This is a genomic window from Arthrobacter sp. zg-Y40 (assembly GCF_020731535.1).
In the GTDB taxonomy this organism is placed as follows: domain Bacteria; phylum Actinomycetota; class Actinomycetes; order Actinomycetales; family Micrococcaceae; genus Arthrobacter_B.
Genome location: NZ_JAJFZS010000014.1, coordinates 217,131 through 233,722, shown reverse-complemented (window position 1 = coordinate 233,722; position 16,592 = coordinate 217,131). Strand labels below are relative to the sequence as shown.

Genomic DNA, 16,592 nt, shown 5'->3' with positions numbered 1-16,592 from the left:
TTCGAGATTACTCCGAACAAAACCATACGTTCGTATTGTATGCTCGGGGCATGACACGACTTCGTTTGGGCGCCGCGCTATGGACTCTGTGCCTGCTGGCCTTTCCGGCTCAGGTAATTGCGGCCGCGCAGTGGTCAAACCCGTACTCCTGGTCCTCAAATTTCATCAGCGATCTGGGCGTGACTGCGTGCAGGACGTTCGACGCCGGCACGCGCGTTGAGCGATACATTTGTTCCCCCGGCCATCTGCTGGCCAACGGTTCCACGATCGCCAACGGAGCCCTCATGGCCGTCGGAGCCATCCTGCTGTGGTCCGCCTGGCCCCGGCAGCGGGCAGGGAAAACCGCGATGTCATTCCTCGCCGCGGGCGGTGTACTTGTGATGCTGGTCGGCTTCCTGGCCTGGGATGTTCACCCGGAGGCTCATGACGCCGTGGCCCTTGCCCAGGCCCTGATGCAGTGGATCGGGATGGTCTTCCTTGCCTTCGCACTCAGAGGCAGCGCGGCCGCACGATGGGCGTCAGCCCTGACCCTGGCGAGTCTCACACTCTCGATTGCCGGTTTTGTTCTTTTCATTGATGCGATCAGCGGTGGGCCATCGATTTCACTGGGCCTCGGCATTACCGAGCGCCTCGCCTTCGATACCCTCACCATATGGGGTGCCGTGCTCGGCGTGATCCTCCTGATGACGACACTCGGCCACCGGAGCACCACCTCAATCCAAGAAGCGAATCTCGGTTCCGCGCCGACGGGAAGTCTTGCTCTCTGATTCCTCCCGACTCGTAGAACGCCGCGACGAACCCTAGTCCTCAAAAAGGACAAAGTGGACCACCACCACTTCGGCCCCGTAGGGGGTCACCTCGTCGCTCCTCCGCCCGTAGCTTGGCAGCCGAGTAAGCGCGGCGCGCCGTGTCTATGTGTAAACGGAGTTGCCGTCTTCCGTATATACTAAGCACCCTTAGTTTAGGCCGGCCATCAGCCGGAAATGCACACAGCAGCGGATCTGCGCCCCAGCCAAAGGAGCGGATTCGGTGCTGTTCCTTAATATGACACGGACTTTGTCCGCCGATATGAGAGTGAATTATGGAAGACGCCCTTATGACGGGTACCAGTGTGGATTCGAGTGGAGAAGGCAAACACCGACCATCTGGCCCGGCCCGCCAGCGGCACATCAGTGACTTTACGGCTTTGACCCGGCAGGTCCAGGAAGCCGGCTACATGCGCCGGAACTACGGCTACTACTGGAGCAAGCTGATCGGGTTGACGCTGATTGGCCTGGTGCTGGCCCTGGCCTTCGTCCTGCTGGGGAACACTTGGTGGCAGATGGTGACCGCGGTGGTGCTGGCGCTGTTGATGACACAGATCGCGTTTCTGGGGCACGACGCCGCGCACCGGCAGATCTTCGTGTCGCCGAAGTGGAATGAATGGGTCTCACTGATCGTGGTTAACCTTTTTGCCGGTATGGGCCTGGGCTGGTGGAATTCAAAACACAGCAAGCATCATGCTGCACCGAACAAGATCGGCACGGATCCGGATATCGCTCCCGGCGTCCTGGCCTTCACCCCCGAGGCGGCCGACGCGCGCAAAAACCGTTTCACACGCTGGCTTGCCATGAAACAGGGTTACTTTTTCTTCCCGCTGCTCCTGCTTGAGGGCGTCAACCTGCATGTCCAGGGCCTCAAGCGAGTACTCGGACCCGGCCGGGTCAAGCGCCGGTGGGTGGAACTCGGTTTCATCAGTGTCCGCCTGGCCAGTTATGCGGTGCTGGTTTTCGTAGTGCTGTCACCTGGCAAGGGGGCAGCGTTCATCGGCGTCCAGCTCGCCGTTTTCGGCCTGTATATGGGTATTTCCTTCGCGCCGAACCACATCGGCATGCCGATTGCGCCCCGGGACGCGGGCATCGATTTCCTGCGCCGCCAGGTGTTGATGAGCCGAAACATCACCGGCGGCCGGTGGGTGGATACCTTTATGGGAGGCCTGAACTTCCAGGTGGAGCACCACCTGTTTCCCTCCATGTCCCGCCCGAATTTGCGGAAAGTTGCCCCGCTGGTCCGCCAGCACTGTGAGCAGCTGGGCGTGCGGTATACCGAAACCGCGTTGGGCCAATCCCTGCGGGATGTCACCGCCTACATCAACAAGGTGGGCCGCGGAGGCGTGGATACGTGGGCCTGCCCGCTGGCCAGCACGCACCGCGTGTAGCCGGGACGATCTGCCGCACTATTTGAGGGGCTGGTCCTGCATCGGGGTGGCAGCGTCGGGGCAGAGGTTCTCGCTGATCTCCCACAGGCAGGCGGGTGTGGCCGGCGCTCTTCCGAGCCCGTCCGTGGCGCGTGTGAGGACAATTGTGGTTCTGGCAGGTCCGAGCCGTCGTCGTCGCCAGCCCCTTCCGGAAGGCTCACCGCTTCTCCCGCAGGGGAGCGACGTCGTCCCGGGGGTTGCTGCGATCCTGGCGGAGTCGTACCCCGGATCGGCAGTGCAAAGAAACGTTTGCAAATAAACCTTTGCACTGCAATGATGAGGGCATGACCCCGCAGCCTGATCCCCAGCCAGCCCGTGACGGCGACCGCACCCTCGACGGCCCCGTCCTCAAGGCCCTCGCGCACCCGCTTCGGGTGCAGTTGCTCGACATCCTTGCCCAGTACGGGCCGCAGACAGCGAGCAGCATGGGCAAACGGGTCGGGGAATCGAGCGGAGCCACGAGCTACCACTTGCGCCAACTGGCTCGGCACGGCCTGGTCCGCGAAGTCGCGGATCGAGGGTCCGCGCGTGAGCGGTGGTGGGAACGTCCGCGCGGCTCCCTGATCCTCAGTACCTCCGCGTCGGAACAAGACCCCGCCCTCCGGGAGGCGTCCCGGCAGGTTAACCGGCACTTCGTCCAGGGCCGTGCCGAGGCATTGGCGGCATTCGCGGCAAGCGACCCGTCTGCACTGCCGGAAGAGTGGGCCGACGCCGCCATGCTCAGCACGCTCAACGCCTACCTGACAGCGGACCAGCTCAAGGCGCTCAACCGCGACATGGAAGCGATCCTGCACGAGAAGCTCGAGGCCTACCGGAGTGAACCCGGAGCAGCCGGGGCCCGCCCAGTGCAGCTGCACTTCAACGCCTTTCCCCTTACAGATTTCCAGGAGCAGCCGTGAGTTCTGCCAGCCTCGGGTACTACCCGCCCGCCACCGTCAACGTGCATGCGGGGTTCACCTCCCGTGCCCTGATCCGCCTCGGGGCGGCATTAATTGCAGCCGGTTCCAGGCTGGCCCGCCCCGAGGAGCCGGAGGCGGCGCTCTTCAGGGAGCACGTTGAACGCCGAACGGACGCCAGCGCCGTCGCACACAGCGGGCTTCACTTGCTGTTGTGGCGATAGTAATGAAGTTTCGATCTGCAGGGGGACCCGTTGCGCGTCCTTTACCGACGCGATGGATCCATGGGTCGGAGTCTTCGAAACACAATGCGGACCCCGATGTGCAGGTCTACTGGTACGACGACAACACGGTTGTCCTGCGGCAGAATAAGGCGGTTCATTACGAGGCTCCCTTCATGTTCCTCCTTTTTGGAGAGGAGCGCGTGGTGCTGCTCGACACTGGAGCAACGGCCGACCACCAACACTTCCCGCTGCGCGCCGTCGTCGACGAACTCATCGAGTTCTGGCTTCACCGTCAATCCGGCGTAGACCCTTCCTACGAACTCCTGATCCTGCATACACATGCACATGGAGACCACGTCGCCGGTGACGCCCAGTTCTCCGGCCGCCCCCGCACAACGCTCGTGCCGGCACACCAGATGGCCGCCTGGCAATACTTTGGGTTCGCTGACGCCCCGGATCAGTCCGGCGAAATTGACCTGGGTGGACGGATACTCACAGTTCTTCCCACGCCGGGTCACGACAGTAGTGCCGTCACGTTCTACGACCCGCGGACCGGGATCCTCTTTACCGGTGACTCGGTGTACCGGGGCCGGCTGTACATCAATGACTGGCCGGCCTTCTCCCAGAGCATTGACCGCCTCATCAAGTTCTGCTATTCGCACCCCGTGACCTACGTCGTGGGGTGTCACATCGAAATGACAAGCACGGCGGGCGTCGACTATCCGGTACGCACGACCTACCAGCCTGACGAGCCGCCCCTTGAGATGACAATCAAGCATCTGCACATGCTGCGATCTGCCCTGGATGTTGCAGGGCCGGAGCCGGTACGGCTAATCTGCGACGATTTCATTCTCTGGCCGGCCGGTGCCTGAGATGGGAGGCGTTAGGGTAGTGCTTGATCGGGATCATGCGACGAGCCGGGTCCGCAGGCCGCTCAGTTTCCCGACGCCCCGGGACCCACCACCAGGCAGGTGCTTGACGCCGTCGCGAGGACACGGCCGGCGGCGTCGCGCAGGTCCGCTTCGACAAAGGCTGCGTTGCGCCCGGCCTTGGTCACCCATCCGTGGGCTGTGACGGTGCCCGTGTCCGCGGTCGCGGCACGCAGGAAGGACACCTTGAGTTCGAGGCTGGTGTAGCCGACGCCGGCCGGCAGCGTGGAGTGCACGGCGCAGCCGCAGGCGGAGTCCAGGACGGTGGCGAAAAAACCTCCGTGGACGGAGCCAATCGGATTGTAGTGCGATTCGTCCGGCTCCGCCGTCATCACGACGTCGCCCTCACTCACGCTGACCAGACGGAGTCCGACATGGCTGCTGATCGGCGGTCCGGGAATTTCGCCGGCGGCCAGCGCCTGCAGGTGCTCGAGCCCGGTCCGCGAGAATATGCGCGCGACGTCCCGTTCCGCAGGGGAGTATTCGAGCGTTTTTGACCGCATTTCGGAATCGACCATGGTGTCTCCTTCGGGTGTGGCATTCACGGACACGGCCAGTGAGAGTTGTGCCTGGGAATGCAGTATCTACGGGCGGGAAATGTGACTCCCCTACGCCCGCAAAAACACCCCGCATTCCCGGGAATCACCATTAGCTGCATCGAGTATTGTGGTGCCCAAATTACCCGAAAATAAAAGGACACAAAAATTGCCGCACTATGTCGTCTTGCAAGAGACCCTGAAGGAAAAACTGTTGGGAACCGGCTCCGGGAACCTAACCTCTTTGGAGAAGGCCATCAATGACCAGGCCGCGAAGGGCTACCGCCTCCATACCATCACCACTGCGAGCAGCGGCAGCAAGGGATTCGGCGGTGGTGACCGCATCCAGGCGACCATGGTCTTCGAGAGCCTCCGGTAGGCGTCCCCAGTGCTAAAGGTTCAGCGCGCTGCTCCCCTGGCAGTGGCCTCGATTGTCCTGGCGGCCGGCCTAGTTTCCTGCGCATACGCCGGATATGACGAACCGGTCCGCCCGTCGGCCCAGTCCATGGCGGACACAGAACCGTTTATCGAGGAGATGCTCGCGGAGGATCTGGGGTACCACTCACCTATCAGGGTGGACCAGGCGAGGGAAAGCAGCTGCCTCGACCCGATCCATGACCACGACATGAACCGTGTGACGGAAGTGCGGACCTTCGCCAGCGGGCGTTTCCCCGATAGCGCCGCCGCCGGGGAAGCCATGAACACGATGGAGAACTATGTGAAGTCGAAGGGGTGGACGTTGGTCATGGAGGACAGCTCCGCTGACTACCAGTCCTTTGTGTATGAGATGGGTGACCTGAGTTTCTCCGCCCAATACGAATACGCAGAACCCTCAACCGGATCCCCCTACCACGACGTGGGTTTTGACGTACGGACCGGTTGCCGCAAGCAGGCAAAAGACCACGGAATGGTGCGGTCCAAGTACGACCCCGACTACGGCGTCACCAGCGAGTACTACGACTACGAGGCCGAGGAGGAAGACCCGGCGAACGCTACTCAGCGACGGCTGGCAACCCCCTACGGCGAGGAAGTGAAGTTCCGCCACTAGGACTCCGGTGCCCGGGAGCCGATTGACGCTATGCCGGCTCCCCGGTGGCCTCCGGCCTCCGGGGGGCGAAACCGCCGTACTATTCGGAGGACATATTCACTGAGGGGGACACTACATGGCCTGCGCCGGCTGCAGTACAGCTTCGAAACTCGATTTCAATTTCAGTATGGCTTTCCAGCCGATTTACGACGCCGACGCCGGCCGCGTCTGGGGTTACGAGGCACTGGTGCGGGGACTGGCGGGCGAAAGTGCGTACGAAGTCCTGTCCAGGGTGTCACCGGAGCAGAAGTACCGTTTTGACCAGGATTGCCGGGTCAAGGCCATCGAGCTGGCCGCGCGCCTTTTCCCGGCCGGCGAGGAGCTGATGCTCTCCATCAACTTCATGCCGAAGGCGGTCTACGAACCGTCCGCCTGCCTCCGCGCGACCTTGAATACGGCCCGGCGGTGCAATTTCCCGATGTCCTCGATCATGTTCGAGTTCACCGAAAACGAGGAAGTGCCGGATACCGCCCACCTCACGAACATCATCACCGAATACCGCAAGCACGGGTTCACCACCGCCGTGGACGATTTCGGTGCCGGACACGCGGGGCTGGGCCTGCTGGTCGACTTCCAGCCCGACCTAATCAAAATTGACATGAAACTTGTCCGGGGAATCGATACCAGCCCGGCCCGCCGGGCTGTCCTGGCCGGCATCGTCGGCATCGCGCGGGATCTGGGCATCACGCTGCTCGCGGAAGGGATCGAAACCGAGGCCGAGTTCCGGGTGCTTAAGGCGGCGGGCATCCGGCTGTTCCAGGGCTACTGGTTCGCGAAGCCGGCCTTTGAAGAACTTCCGCCGGTACGTATGGACGCTGTCCCCGAGGCCGCCGCAGGGTTCTAACGACTGCACAGATCAGGTATTTCGTCCTGAGAGGATGAACCGGTGAGCATCAACCGAAAACCGCGACGGCCCGACGTGACGACAGTGGAGCTGGTCGGCGGCCCCGAGCGGCTCGAGCTTGAGCTGCACGACTACGACGACGGGTGGCCGGCGGTGTATCTGACCCACCGTCACCGGATCGAGGCCGCCCTCGCACCAGCCCGCGTCGGCATCGAACACATGGGCTCGACGTCGGTGCCCGGACTGGCGGCGAAACCGATCATCGACATTGTGGTTGCGGTGAAGGACATCACCGCCGAAGAGGACTACCTCGATCCGCTGCTGGCCGCCGGATACCAGCTGCGGGTACGTGAACCGGGGCATCGCCTGGTCCGGACGCCGGCCCTGGACGTGCACGTGCACCTGTATGAGCAGGGTGATCCCGCCGTGGAGGACTACCTCCTGCTGCGCGACCATCTGCGGACGGATGCGGAGGACCGCGCCCTTTACGAGGCGACCAAAAGAACACTGCTCAACAGGCGGTGGGATGACATGAACGACTACGCCGACGCTAAAACCGACGTCATTTCGGCGATCAAGGCCCGGGCGCGGGCAGCCAAGGAGGTCTAACTGCGGCGCCTGTCTAGCGGAGCCGCTCCAGCAGAAGACGGATCGGTCCCAGATCGATTGCCGCGCTGCCCGCAGCCCGTTCCCCGGCCGCCGGCAGCAGGGCGCGATGGGCGCGGCGGACCGCATCCCGGTGACCCGTTTCCACGGCGGCGAGCCCGGTCAGGAACCAGAACACTTCCAGGAGCAGGTCCCGCGGAGGCCCGGGCAGGACGTCCAGGACAGCGCGGGCCTCGGCTGCCCGGCCGGAGCGGGCCAGCAGCAGCGCACGGACCCACGGTTCATACGGCCCGAAGTCCCCGTCCGGCAGTTCGGTTCCCGCGCGGAGGGCAGCAGTAAGTTCCGCCAGGGCTGGCAGGCCGGTCCGGAACCCCGGCATCTCGTCTCCGTCCGGCGGCCGTGGCCCCTGCAGGAAAGTCCAGCGGAACCAGCCGGTAAACACCGTTGCAAGGCCCCGGTCGAGACGGACGGCCAGCGCATCGATCAGGTCAGCCTCCTGCTCAGCCGCCGCAAGGTCATCGAGGGCGCAGAGCGCCTGCATCCGGATCAGCCGTCCCTGGATCTCGAACGTTGGCAACTCCGCCTCCACCGCCAGCGCCGCAATTTCGGCGCCGATCCGGGCCCGGGCAGCGGCCAGCCCGGCGGTGGAAAACGTCTGCTGGTACCGGGCGCTCAGTGCGAAACACAGCAGGGCGGGATCGTTCAGCTGCCGGGCGATCTGTTCCGCTTCAACGGCCTCCGCCAGCCGGTCCGCCGTGCCGCGGGATTCCATCGCAATGGTGGCCAGCAGCCGCGCCCGCACCCGGGCAGAGGCCCCGGAGGGCAGGATCCGCAGCGTCCGCAACGCGGCGTCGACGACGGCGGCCGACTGTGCGGGATCGTCAGAACGGGTCCAGCTCCCGGGCACCTCAAAGCCGCCGATCACGCGCGCCGCCAGCTCCGGATCGCCGAACTGCTCGGCGGCGGCAATGGCCGCCAGCCGCTGCTCCGCCGCCAACCGGACAGATCCGGACACCGCCAGCACCGGCAATAGGCCGGCCACACTCTCCAGCTGTGCACGTGTGCCGGTTCCCGAAGCGGCGGCGGCGGTCCGCGCCAGGAGCGAGCCGCCGTCGTCGTGCCCCGCGTCCGATACCGCGCCGGATGCCGGATCCAGTGCCGGATCCTGGCGCAGGATGCGCTGCTCCAGCTCGGCCAGCCGGTGCCCGGGGTCCAGGCCCAAATCCTGCCGCAGCGTCGCGCGGGCCCGGGCCAGCAGGGCGAGGGCGTCGCCCTGCCGTGCCGTGCGGTAGAGCGCCAGCGCGAGCAGCCGCCAGCCCTCTTCGCGCCACGGATGCTCGCCGATATGCGCATCCAGCAGGGCAAGGACCTCCTGCGGCCGGTCGAGCTGCAGCCGGGCGTCCGCCAGCTGCTCCACCGTAGTTGCCCGCAATTCCGCGATCCGCGCCCGCTCGGCCATTGCCCACGGACGGGTGCCGAACTCTTCGAAGGCGGTGCCGCGCCACTGCCCCAGCGCCGCGGCCAACACTCGTTCGCGTGCTGCCGGCTCCAGTCCTGCCGCGGCCTCCGCATCCTGTTCAACCCGCCAGAGGTCGACGTCGTCCGCCCCCAGCCGCAGCGAATACCCGCCGCCAACGGTCAGCAGGACCGTCGGGGGAGTGCGGGGCAGGCGGTCCGGCTCCAGGATCCGGCGCAGCTCGCCGATGAAGGTGCGGACGGCCCCCACGGCGCCGGACGGGGCGTCCTCCCACAACTCATCGACCAGCCGCTGGGTGGAAACGGTGCGGCCGCGGGCGGCGGCCAGGATGCCGAGCAGTTCGCGGTGCCGTGACTTGGACAGGCGCAACGGGGTGCCCGCGAGCTCGGCGCCGATGGGGCCAAGAACGCGGATCCACAGCTTACTCACCAGCTGATTCTAGTCGGCAGGGCCGCGCTGATTGGGCGCTGATCGGGGCGGGGGAGTGTGGTTGCAACGCCCGCGCTACGCCACGCACCGACACCACGCACCACACAAAGGAGCACCACCCATGGACCTGCAGCTCACCGGAAAAACCGCGTTCATCAGCGGTTCCACCGAAGGGATCGGCTACGCCGCCGCCAGGACGCTGGCCCGCGAAGGTGTGGCTGTGACGCTCAACGGCCGCAACGCCGACCGGCTGACCGCCGCGGTTCAAACCCTGCGCCGCGAGGTGCCGGGAGCCGCGGTGGACGGTGTGGCCGCAGACTTCGCCGTGCGCGACGACGTCGAGCGGCTCTGCACGGAACTGTCCGACGTCGACATCCTCATCAACAATGTCGGCCTCTTCGAACTGAAATCGTTTACGGAGATCACGGCCGACGAATGGCGCCGGTATTTCGAGGTCAACACCCTGAGCGGGGCGCAGCTCGCCCGCCGGCTCATGCCGGCCATGCTGGCCCGCGGCTGGGGCCGGGTGGTCTTCATCAGCAGCGAATCCGGCGTCAACGTGCCGGCCGACATGATCCACTACGGCGCGTCCAAAGCCGCCATGCTCGCCCTGGGCAACGGGCTGGCGAAACTCACCAAAGGCACCGGCGTGACTGTGAACTCGGTCCTGGGCGGGCCCACGTATTCCGACGGCGTGGCCCGCACCGTTCAGGCCCTGGCCGCCTCGACCGGGCAGTCCGAGGAGGCCATGAAGCAGGCGATCATCGGGACGAACTCGACCTCGCTGCTGGAGCGCTTTATCGAGCCCGAAGAGATTGCCGCGATGGTGGCGTTCCTGGCCAGCCCGGTCGCCTCCGCAACAAACGGCGCCGCGGTGCGCGTGGACGGGGGACTGCTGACCACGGTGGTCTAGTGCGTGCGGCGCGGGTTTCTCCGCTACTCACGAATTAGTGGCAGCCGGATGCCTACTCAAGATTGGGGAGGATCTTGGCAACGAGTGACACAAGCTGGTTCTTCTCGTCTGCCGACAATCCCTCCACCGTCCGGCGCTCCAACTCGGCCCAGATCTCCAGGACGGGTTCCTTAAGAGCCCGTCCGGCGTCAGTGAGGAAAACCAATGTCACCCTGCCGTCCGCGTGGGATTTCTCCCGCCGCACCAGCCCGGCATTCTCCAGGCGCCGGACCGACTTGGCGATCGTGGAATGGTCGAACCGCTGGGTCTGGCCAAGGGCCTTCTGCGATTGACCGTCCTCATCCCACAACTGCATGAGAATTAGCTCCTGGCTGGGGAAGAGCCCGACTGCAGCCAACTTGGAAGCGGCCAGCGCGCGGTGGGACCGCGCGACGCTGAAGATGGCCCAGCTCGCGGGGAAATCGATCGCCGTCGAGAGCTCCGTCTCCGCAGTTCGTTGTGAAGCTTTCATGTCTCACTCTCTGGTGGGTGGTCTCGAGAGAAACAGCTTCACGCCGCATCTCGTGCGCGGCCCGAGCGCATCCACTGTACCAGTGGCACGCTTGGAGATCCCGGACCGGGCCGACCCGGTCCGGGACCTCCATAGTCGTTACCGGACAGTGGCAGTGTCCAAGGTTGGGTAGTCCGTGTATCCCGCTGCGCCTCCGCCGTAGAAGGTCGTCCGGTCTCCTTCGTTGAAGTCCGCTCCGGTTCGGAGACGTTCCACAACGTCCGGGTTCGCCAGCGCCCATGATCCAATCGGGGCAATGTCGGCCAAACCAGCTTCAACGTCCTTGGCCAGGTCGGCACGTGCTCGTCCGGGCCGCAGCACTAGGAGTGCGTTGGGCCAGATCCTCCGGATGTCCCGGAGCAGCTCTTCGTCTCCGGAGTGCATCAGGTGAACATAGGCGAGGTTGAGCGGAGCAAGCTCCCTGACGAGGTGCCGGTAAAGATCCGCGCTTCCCGGCCCTTCATTCAGCCCTCCGATCTTTGCAGCGGGAGAGATGCGGATGCCGGTTCGTTCCGCCCCGATTTCCTCCACCACTGCTGTGGCCACTTCAAGGGCGAACCGGGCCCGGTTCTCGACAGAGCCCCCGTACTCATCGGTCCGCTCGTTGGCGTTGGGCGCGAAGAACTGGTGGAGCAGGTAACCATTTGCGGCATGGATTTCGACGCCGTCGGCTCCCGCGCGGATTGCCGCTGCAGCGGCGGTTCGGAAGTCCTGCACCGTTGACTGGATCTCGGCAACGGTGAGTGCCCGAGGGGTGGGGGCGTCCTGCATTCCCTTGGCAGTGAACATCGCAAGGCCGGGTGCGATCGCTGAGGGAGCCACGGGGGTGCGGTGGTGCGGAGTGTTGTCCGGGTGGGACATGCGGCCCACATGCATCAGCTGCATGAAGACCGCCCCTCCTGCGCTGTGAACTGCGTCGGTCACGGGCTGCCAGCCCGCTACATGCGCGTCGGTGTAGATGCCGGGGGTATTGATGTACCCCTGCCCGTCATCCGAGGGCTGCACACCTTCGGTGATAATCAGGCCGAGCGAGGCACGCTGGGCGTAGTACTCGGCCGTCAGCTCCCCGGGGGTTCCATCGGCCTGAGCACGGCTCCGGGTCATTGGAGCCATGGCGAGACGGTGGTTGAGGTGGACGTTACCTACGGTGATGGGGTCCCAAAGAGTGGTCATGATTTTTCCTGTTCTTGTTTTGGGTGTTGCATTTTTCTGCTGGTCGCCGCGGTGGCCACGGGGGTTGCCCAGGGGGCCGCCGGGATGGCGAGGGGGACTGGAGGTCAGTACATGTATGCACCGCCGTCCACGTTGAGGGTCTGCCCGGTAATGAAGGCCGAGTCCTCCGAGGCGAGGAAGAAAGTTGGCCCGACGAGATCCTCGGGGGTCTCGTCGCGCTTGAGCGCACGGGCATCGCGCTGTGCCTGGAGGATCGATTCGGGGAAGCTGTCGCGGACGGCCTTCGTGACGGTCAGCCCCGGGGTAATGACGTTGACGGTGATGCCGTAACCGCCGATTTCCCGAGCCAGGGACCGGGAAAACCCGACAACCCCCGCCTTGGCAGCGACATAGTGGGCTTGTCCCGCTGTGCCGTCAAACACCGATCCGGAGCCGTAATTGATAATCCGCCCCGAACCCTGCTCTTTCATCAGGGGAAGGAGCGCCTGAGTGACCAGGAAGGTTCCGGTGAGGTTGACGTCGATGATTCTTCGCCATTGAGCGGCGCTCATGTCCTCCACCCGAGCGAAAGGGAAGAATCCGGCGGCATTGATCAGTACATCGACGCGTCCCGTGCTCGTGCGGGTGAACTCGGCCAGACGGGCAACGTCCTCGTCGGTGGAAATGTCGCCCGCAATAGTGAACAGTCTTGCGTCGGCATCCCACCGCTCACGCCAAGCCGCCAGGACGTCCTCACTGGCGTCAGCGGCGATGACGGCATCGCCGTTGGCGAGGAACCGTTCAACGAGGACGGATCCGACTCCACCGGCAGCGCCGGTGATAACTACTACTCGATTAGAGTTCATGATTTCTCCTATAAGTTGCCGACCACATTTTGAGTGGTCGATTTGGGTTGGTTACTCCGAATGCATGCCCTGCCGCCGGGGTGCCGGCTCAGCGCCGGCGTCGGCCGCCTCCGATTACTCAGCGCAGCCGTTCGTTCAGAGGGGAATAGTCAGGCCGACGCGACGGCCAGCTCTTTCCGGAGGACAGGAACGACGTATTCCCCCAGCATGTCGATCTGCTCCAGGGTCGTCTTCAAGGGAACCCCTCCGACTTCGAGGGCGAACAGGATGCGCTGCACGTCACCTGTGTAGCTCCGGAAAGACAGGGTCTTCTCAATGACTTGCTGCGGGCTTCCAACGATAGTGGGGGTCTGCGACATGTAGTCGGACAGTGCCGAGCCGCCCGGGAACATCGGCGCATTGTCAAAGTACGGCTGGAACTCACGGACTGCGTCCTGGGAGTTCTTGCGGATAAACGCGTGCGCACCGATGCCGACTATCGCCTGGTCTGCCGTGCCGTGTCCGTAGTGTTCAAACCGGCCGCGGTACAGGTCAATCATGCGTGCCGTGTGCTGGGGAGGGCCGAAAATATGGTTCGCGAAGTACCCATCACCGTAGTAGGCGGCCTGCTCGGCGATTTCCGGGCTGCGCACCGAGCCGTGCCAAACAAAGGGGGCTTTGCCGTCCAGGGGCCGAGGTGTGGATTGGAAGTTCTGCAGCGGTGTGCGGAACTTTCCCGCCCATGTGACACGCTCCTCGTCCCACAGGCGGCGCAGCAGTGCATAGTTCTCAACCGCTAGATCGATGCCGTGGCGGGGTTCCTTCCCGAACCAGCCGTAGACGGGGGCGCTGTTGCCGCGCCCGAGCATCAGGTCAAGACGGCCGTCGGACAGGTGCTGGAGCATCGCATAGTCTTCGGCAATTCTTACGGGGTCGTTCGTTGTGATCAGGGTCGTCGACGTCGACAGACGTAGGGTGCTTGTCCTGGCCGCGATGAAACCGAGGAGGGTCGTGGGTGAGGATGCGATGTATGGAGGGATGTGGTGCTCGCCGGTGGCAAACACGTCAAGCCCTGCCTGTTCGGCCCGAAGCGCCAGTTCAACGGTTCCTTTGATCCGTTCCTGTTCAGTAGGTGCCCGGCCCGTTGCCGGGTCAGCACTGCGGTCGCCGACGCTGAAAATGCCTATCTGCATGATCTCTCCCCTCGAAGTAGCTTCATCCCTTTCGCGGCCATGGTCACGGTGGGTGGAGCAGTATGAATTTATGTTGCCAACCACGTAACTGGGTGGAAATGAAATGTATTCCCACCACCTGGATGCTTCGGGCTGGGAATGAACGGACCGGAGGTACCGTTCAACTATGTGCCCGGCAACATAAAATGGCAAGTAGAAGGATTAGCAATGACACAACTAATGGTCGTAACCGCTGGCCTGGGAGATCCCTCCTCGAGCAGGATGCTGGCAGATCAACTGTCGGAGACCGTGGTCCGGATAAGCCCACCGGGCACTTCACTCGAAGTGGACACCGTGGAACTGCGTGATCACGCCCTGGACGTCGCGGGCAATTTCATCACCGGATACCCCGCACCCAAGCTCGCAGCGATCATCGATCGGATCAGCCGGGCTGACGCCCTCATCGTCGTCAGTCCTGTGTTCTCCGGATCCTACAGTGGGCTCTTCAAGTCCTTTTTTGACCTTCTGGATACCGCAGCCCTTGCCCGCAAGCCCGTCCTCCTCGCAGCAACAGGAGGCAGCCCGCGCCACGCACTCATGTTGGAGCATGCCATGCGGCCCCTGTTCATCTACCTGCGCGCCACCGTCATGCCCACGGCGGTCTACGCGTCGCCTGAAGACTGGGGTGCCGGCTCGGCTACGGAACAATCCCTTGAAACCCGTGTTCAACGAGCCTCCGCCGAACTAATCGCAGCACTTCAAAGCATCCCGGAGGGGCCTGCCGCACCAGCCAACACCGCCCCGGACTTCGATACGCTCCTTCACCCGCCAACCCACCACTAGACCTATATCTTCCAGGGGCGGAGCCGCGTTGATCCCGGCCCATAGGTGGCGGGCTGCTGCAGCCCGCGCGCGACAGCATCAAAATGCGGCATTGTGATTGCGGGCTTCAAGACTCATCACCTCGAAGCGGACGTGGTCGCTCTCCTCGGCCGACTTTTGCCGGGCTCGGGCGATCATGGCCGGCGTGCTGTCAACGCCGATGATCTCGAGGTCTGATCGGGAGCGCCCCAACACCAGCGTCGGGTGTCCAGTTCCGCAGGCCAGATCGATCACCTGCCAGCCTGCCCACCTCGCGGGCGATGCGCGCTGCACGCACGGCATCGTTCGGTGCCGTGAGGACCTGGAGCAGGATCGGATAGCGGGCGGCCCGGCTGAGGCCGGCGAACGCAGCGGCAGCCGCTGGTACGGCGTCGAGCGCTGCGGCCAAATCGGCCGGGACCTCGACGGTTCCGGCCCCGGCGTAGGCCCGGTCCCACCGCCCGTCCGCCTGCGCGCGGCTGATTTCGGCGAAGCCGCGCTCGCGCATCCGCCCGGCGTCGATGAGCCGGCCGACGTGACCGATGTTGCGCTGCGACCACAGCGACCGTGCCCGCCGGGGCGTGAAGTGCTGGCGGTACGTGGTGGCGTCCACGCTTTGCTTGCGGCCGTCAATCCAGCCGCTGCACAGCGCTTCATCCAGGGCCTGGGCGTACGTCAGCGAGGTCGGCACCAGCACGCCCTTCTTGGCGAGGATCAGCCACACCCCGTTGCTGGTGGATTCGTGCTCATCCAGCCAGGCCCGCCAGGCGGCGGCGTCGGCAACCAGGAGCTCGAGCGGTCCGGGTGTGTCAGGCATCGGCGGTGCTCCTCGGGTCGGCGTGGGCGGCGGCGGTGATCCGGGCGGCGAAGCCGGCGAGCGAGTTCCGAAACGCGTCCGGGCCAAGGACGGTGAACGGAGTGTCGAAGCGCAGTGCCCAGGAGATCAGCCCCGCCCATGACCACGAACCTACCCGCACGCGGCAGGCAGTGTCGGAGACCTGCTCTAATTCGCCGTCACCCAGCCACGGCGCAATCCCGGTGGCAGGAAGTTCGATGAGCAGCTCCCCGTAGCAAGGCCAGGCGTCGCCGTCGTCGGAGCCCTTCATCCGGGCGGCGAGGAACGTGGCCGCACTGCCGGTGGGGATGGGCCGCGGCGCAAACACCGCCCCTCCCGGGAACTTGGGCGTTATGCGATCCAGCCGGAAGATCCGCCAGTCGGCCTTCTCCGGGTCCCAGCCGATCAGGTACCAGCGGCCCTGCCGGGCGACGACGGCGTGCGGCTCCACGCGCCGCGGCGGCCCGGACTCGTCCCCGCCGTAGTCGAAGCGGAGGATCCGCCGGTCCCGGGCGGCGGTGCTGACCGCTTCGAGGACCTTCGGGTCCACCCGCGCGGAAGAGCCGGTGTCGGTGAACCGGATTCCCTCAATGCGGTGCCGCAGCCGGGAGGGCATCACCTGCTTCACCGTGGTCAGCGCCCTGGCCGCGGCGTCGTCGAGCTCCACTCCGCTGGAGGGTGCGCTCTGCAGTGCAACGGCAATGGCCACCGCCTGCTCGTCATCAAAGAGCAGCGGCGGCAGTTCCGAGCCGGCCGCCAGCCGGTAGCCGCCGTCGGGCCCCTTGATGGCGGCGATGGAATAGCCGAGCTCGCGCAGCCGGCCAACGTCGCGGCGGACGGTCCGGGCGGTTACGTCCAGGCGCTCGGCCAGGGCCTGCCCCGGCCAGTCCCGGCGGGACTGCAGCAGCGAGAGCAGGGCGAGCATTCGGGACGAGGTTCCGGGCATGGTCCGAGTATGCCCGAAGTAGAGGACACAACCTGTCCGCTACCGGGTCCAGTG

20 protein-coding genes are annotated in these 16,592 nt (G+C 64.9%); 11 read left to right on the top strand and 9 right to left on the bottom strand.

Annotation, left to right across the window (positions count from 1 at the left end; genetic code table 11):
* Positions 1–50: 50 nt before the first annotated feature.
* The 5 genes from LJ754_RS15040 to LJ754_RS15020 all read left to right on the top strand — a co-directional run bounded on the left by LJ754_RS15040 (position 51) and on the right by LJ754_RS15020 (position 4,228).
* The gene (locus LJ754_RS15040; protein ID WP_227927193.1) at positions 51–767 is read left to right on the top strand and encodes a DUF998 domain-containing protein; all 717 of its coding nucleotides are present in this window, start codon (positions 51–53) and stop codon (positions 765–767) included.
* A 329-nt stretch (positions 768–1,096) separates the two neighbouring features.
* The gene (locus LJ754_RS15035) at positions 1,097–2,197 is read left to right on the top strand and encodes a fatty acid desaturase family protein (RefSeq protein ID WP_227913011.1); all 1,101 of its coding nucleotides are present in this window, start codon (positions 1,097–1,099) and stop codon (positions 2,195–2,197) included.
* 323 nt (positions 2,198–2,520) lie between these two features.
* Complete coding sequence (locus LJ754_RS15030) at positions 2,521–3,135, top strand: ArsR/SmtB family transcription factor (RefSeq protein WP_227927192.1); 615 nt, start codon at positions 2,521–2,523, stop codon at positions 3,133–3,135.
* Positions 3,132–3,356, top strand: coding sequence for a hypothetical protein (locus tag LJ754_RS15025; RefSeq protein WP_227927191.1), 225 nt, complete (start codon positions 3,132–3,134; stop codon positions 3,354–3,356). The genes LJ754_RS15030 and LJ754_RS15025 overlap by 4 nt, the downstream gene beginning before the upstream one ends.
* Positions 3,357–3,454: 98 nt before the next feature.
* Positions 3,455–4,228, top strand: a complete 774-nt coding sequence (locus LJ754_RS15020) for an MBL fold metallo-hydrolase (RefSeq protein ID WP_227927190.1) — start codon at positions 3,455–3,457, stop codon at positions 4,226–4,228.
* A 62-nt stretch (positions 4,229–4,290) separates the two neighbouring features.
* On the opposite strand, the gene LJ754_RS15015 is transcribed toward LJ754_RS15020, so the two are convergent.
* Positions 4,291–4,803, bottom strand: a complete 513-nt coding sequence (locus LJ754_RS15015; RefSeq protein WP_227927189.1) for a PaaI family thioesterase — start codon at positions 4,801–4,803, stop codon at positions 4,291–4,293.
* Between the two features lie 148 nt (positions 4,804–4,951).
* Here LJ754_RS15015 and LJ754_RS15010 point away from each other — a divergent pair, with 148 nt between their 5' ends.
* The 4 genes from LJ754_RS15010 (at position 4,952) to LJ754_RS14995 (ending at position 7,361) form a co-directional block, all read left to right on the top strand.
* Complete coding sequence (locus LJ754_RS15010; RefSeq protein ID WP_442860339.1) at positions 4,952–5,200, top strand: DUF4177 domain-containing protein; 249 nt, start codon at positions 4,952–4,954, stop codon at positions 5,198–5,200.
* Between the two features lie 9 nt (positions 5,201–5,209).
* Positions 5,210–5,869 carry a hypothetical protein gene (locus LJ754_RS15005; protein ID WP_227927187.1) on the top strand — a complete coding sequence of 220 codons (660 nt, stop codon included), beginning with the start codon at positions 5,210–5,212 and terminating at the stop codon, positions 5,867–5,869.
* Positions 5,870–6,035: 166 nt separating this feature from the next.
* Entirely contained in the window at positions 6,036–6,752 is a 717-nt protein-coding gene (locus tag LJ754_RS15000) for an EAL domain-containing protein (RefSeq protein WP_231706371.1), read from the top strand.
* A 42-nt stretch (positions 6,753–6,794) separates the two neighbouring features.
* Positions 6,795–7,361, top strand: coding sequence for a GrpB family protein (locus LJ754_RS14995; protein WP_227927185.1), 567 nt, complete (start codon positions 6,795–6,797; stop codon positions 7,359–7,361).
* Between the two features lie 13 nt (positions 7,362–7,374).
* Here LJ754_RS14995 and LJ754_RS14990 read toward each other — a convergent pair whose 3' ends face one another.
* Complete coding sequence (locus LJ754_RS14990; protein ID WP_227927184.1) at positions 7,375–9,264, bottom strand: AfsR/SARP family transcriptional regulator; 1,890 nt, start codon at positions 9,262–9,264, stop codon at positions 7,375–7,377.
* Between the two features lie 121 nt (positions 9,265–9,385).
* On the opposite strand from LJ754_RS14990, the gene LJ754_RS14985 reads away from it, so the two are divergent.
* The gene (locus LJ754_RS14985; RefSeq protein WP_227927183.1) at positions 9,386–10,177 is read left to right on the top strand and encodes an SDR family NAD(P)-dependent oxidoreductase; all 792 of its coding nucleotides are present in this window, start codon (positions 9,386–9,388) and stop codon (positions 10,175–10,177) included.
* A 52-nt stretch (positions 10,178–10,229) separates the two neighbouring features.
* On the opposite strand, the gene LJ754_RS14980 is transcribed toward LJ754_RS14985, so the two are convergent.
* The 4 genes from LJ754_RS14980 to LJ754_RS14965 all read right to left on the bottom strand — a co-directional run bounded on the left by LJ754_RS14980 (position 10,230) and on the right by LJ754_RS14965 (position 13,917).
* Positions 10,230–10,688, bottom strand: coding sequence for a MarR family winged helix-turn-helix transcriptional regulator (locus tag LJ754_RS14980; RefSeq protein WP_227913026.1), 459 nt, complete (start codon positions 10,686–10,688; stop codon positions 10,230–10,232).
* A gap of 138 nt (positions 10,689–10,826) precedes the next feature.
* Complete coding sequence (locus LJ754_RS14975; RefSeq protein ID WP_227927182.1) at positions 10,827–11,900, bottom strand: alkene reductase; 1,074 nt, start codon at positions 11,898–11,900, stop codon at positions 10,827–10,829.
* Between the two features lie 104 nt (positions 11,901–12,004).
* A complete protein-coding gene (locus tag LJ754_RS14970) occupies positions 12,005–12,745 on the bottom strand; it encodes an SDR family NAD(P)-dependent oxidoreductase (protein ID WP_227927181.1) in 741 nt (246 codons plus the stop codon).
* A gap of 149 nt (positions 12,746–12,894) precedes the next feature.
* Positions 12,895–13,917, bottom strand: a complete 1,023-nt coding sequence (locus LJ754_RS14965) for a CE1758 family FMN-dependent luciferase-like monooxygenase (RefSeq protein WP_227913029.1) — start codon at positions 13,915–13,917, stop codon at positions 12,895–12,897.
* Positions 13,918–14,124: 207 nt separating this feature from the next.
* Between LJ754_RS14965 and LJ754_RS14960 the strand changes: the two genes are divergently transcribed.
* Complete coding sequence (locus tag LJ754_RS14960) at positions 14,125–14,739, top strand: FMN reductase (RefSeq protein ID WP_227927180.1); 615 nt, start codon at positions 14,125–14,127, stop codon at positions 14,737–14,739.
* Between the two features lie 78 nt (positions 14,740–14,817).
* Here the strand turns inward: LJ754_RS14960 and LJ754_RS17065 are convergent, their stop codons facing one another.
* From LJ754_RS17065 to LJ754_RS14945, 3 genes are read right to left on the bottom strand one after another with little or no spacing between them, the layout of a single operon-like run.
* Positions 14,818–14,973 (bottom strand): class I SAM-dependent methyltransferase, encoded by a 156-nt coding sequence (locus LJ754_RS17065; RefSeq protein ID WP_442860338.1) that lies wholly within the window; start codon positions 14,971–14,973, stop codon positions 14,818–14,820.
* Positions 14,930–15,574, bottom strand: a complete 645-nt coding sequence (locus LJ754_RS14950) for a YdeI/OmpD-associated family protein (protein ID WP_227927178.1) — start codon at positions 15,572–15,574, stop codon at positions 14,930–14,932. Before LJ754_RS14950 ends, LJ754_RS17065 begins: the two co-directional genes overlap by 44 nt.
* Positions 15,567–16,538 carry a helix-turn-helix transcriptional regulator gene (locus LJ754_RS14945; RefSeq protein WP_227927177.1) on the bottom strand — a complete coding sequence of 324 codons (972 nt, stop codon included), beginning with the start codon at positions 16,536–16,538 and terminating at the stop codon, positions 15,567–15,569. The genes LJ754_RS14950 and LJ754_RS14945 overlap by 8 nt, the downstream gene beginning before the upstream one ends.
* Between the last annotated feature and the right edge of the window lie 54 nt (positions 16,539–16,592).

What these genes read in the sequence shown, in the direction of transcription:
- LJ754_RS15000 (WP_231706371.1), top strand. Translation starts at nt 6,036, where the DNA reads ATGGCTTTCCAGCCGATTTACGACGCCGACGCCGGCCGCGTCTGGGGT.
- LJ754_RS14985 (WP_227927183.1), top strand. Translation starts at nt 9,386, where the DNA reads ATGGACCTGCAGCTCACCGGAAAAACCGCGTTCATCAGCGGTTCCACC.
- LJ754_RS15040 (WP_227927193.1), top strand. Translation starts at nt 51, where the DNA reads ATGACACGACTTCGTTTGGGCGCCGCGCTATGGACTCTGTGCCTGCTG.
- LJ754_RS14965 (WP_227913029.1), bottom strand. Translation starts at nt 13,917, where the DNA reads ATGCAGATAGGCATTTTCAGCGTCGGCGACCGCAGTGCTGACCCGGCA.
- LJ754_RS15015 (WP_227927189.1), bottom strand. Translation starts at nt 4,803, where the DNA reads ATGGTCGATTCCGAAATGCGGTCAAAAACGCTCGAATACTCCCCTGCG.
- LJ754_RS14950 (WP_227927178.1), bottom strand. Translation starts at nt 15,574, where the DNA reads ATGCCTGACACACCCGGACCGCTCGAGCTCCTGGTTGCCGACGCCGCC.
- LJ754_RS15030 (WP_227927192.1), top strand. Translation starts at nt 2,521, where the DNA reads ATGACCCCGCAGCCTGATCCCCAGCCAGCCCGTGACGGCGACCGCACC.
- LJ754_RS14945 (WP_227927177.1), bottom strand. Translation starts at nt 16,538, where the DNA reads ATGCCCGGAACCTCGTCCCGAATGCTCGCCCTGCTCTCGCTGCTGCAG.
- LJ754_RS14960 (WP_227927180.1), top strand. Translation starts at nt 14,125, where the DNA reads ATGACACAACTAATGGTCGTAACCGCTGGCCTGGGAGATCCCTCCTCG.
- LJ754_RS14980 (WP_227913026.1), bottom strand. Translation starts at nt 10,688, where the DNA reads ATGAAAGCTTCACAACGAACTGCGGAGACGGAGCTCTCGACGGCGATC.
- LJ754_RS14975 (WP_227927182.1), bottom strand. Translation starts at nt 11,900, where the DNA reads ATGACCACTCTTTGGGACCCCATCACCGTAGGTAACGTCCACCTCAAC.
- LJ754_RS14970 (WP_227927181.1), bottom strand. Translation starts at nt 12,745, where the DNA reads ATGAACTCTAATCGAGTAGTAGTTATCACCGGCGCTGCCGGTGGAGTC.
- LJ754_RS15035 (WP_227913011.1), top strand. Translation starts at nt 1,097, where the DNA reads ATGACGGGTACCAGTGTGGATTCGAGTGGAGAAGGCAAACACCGACCA.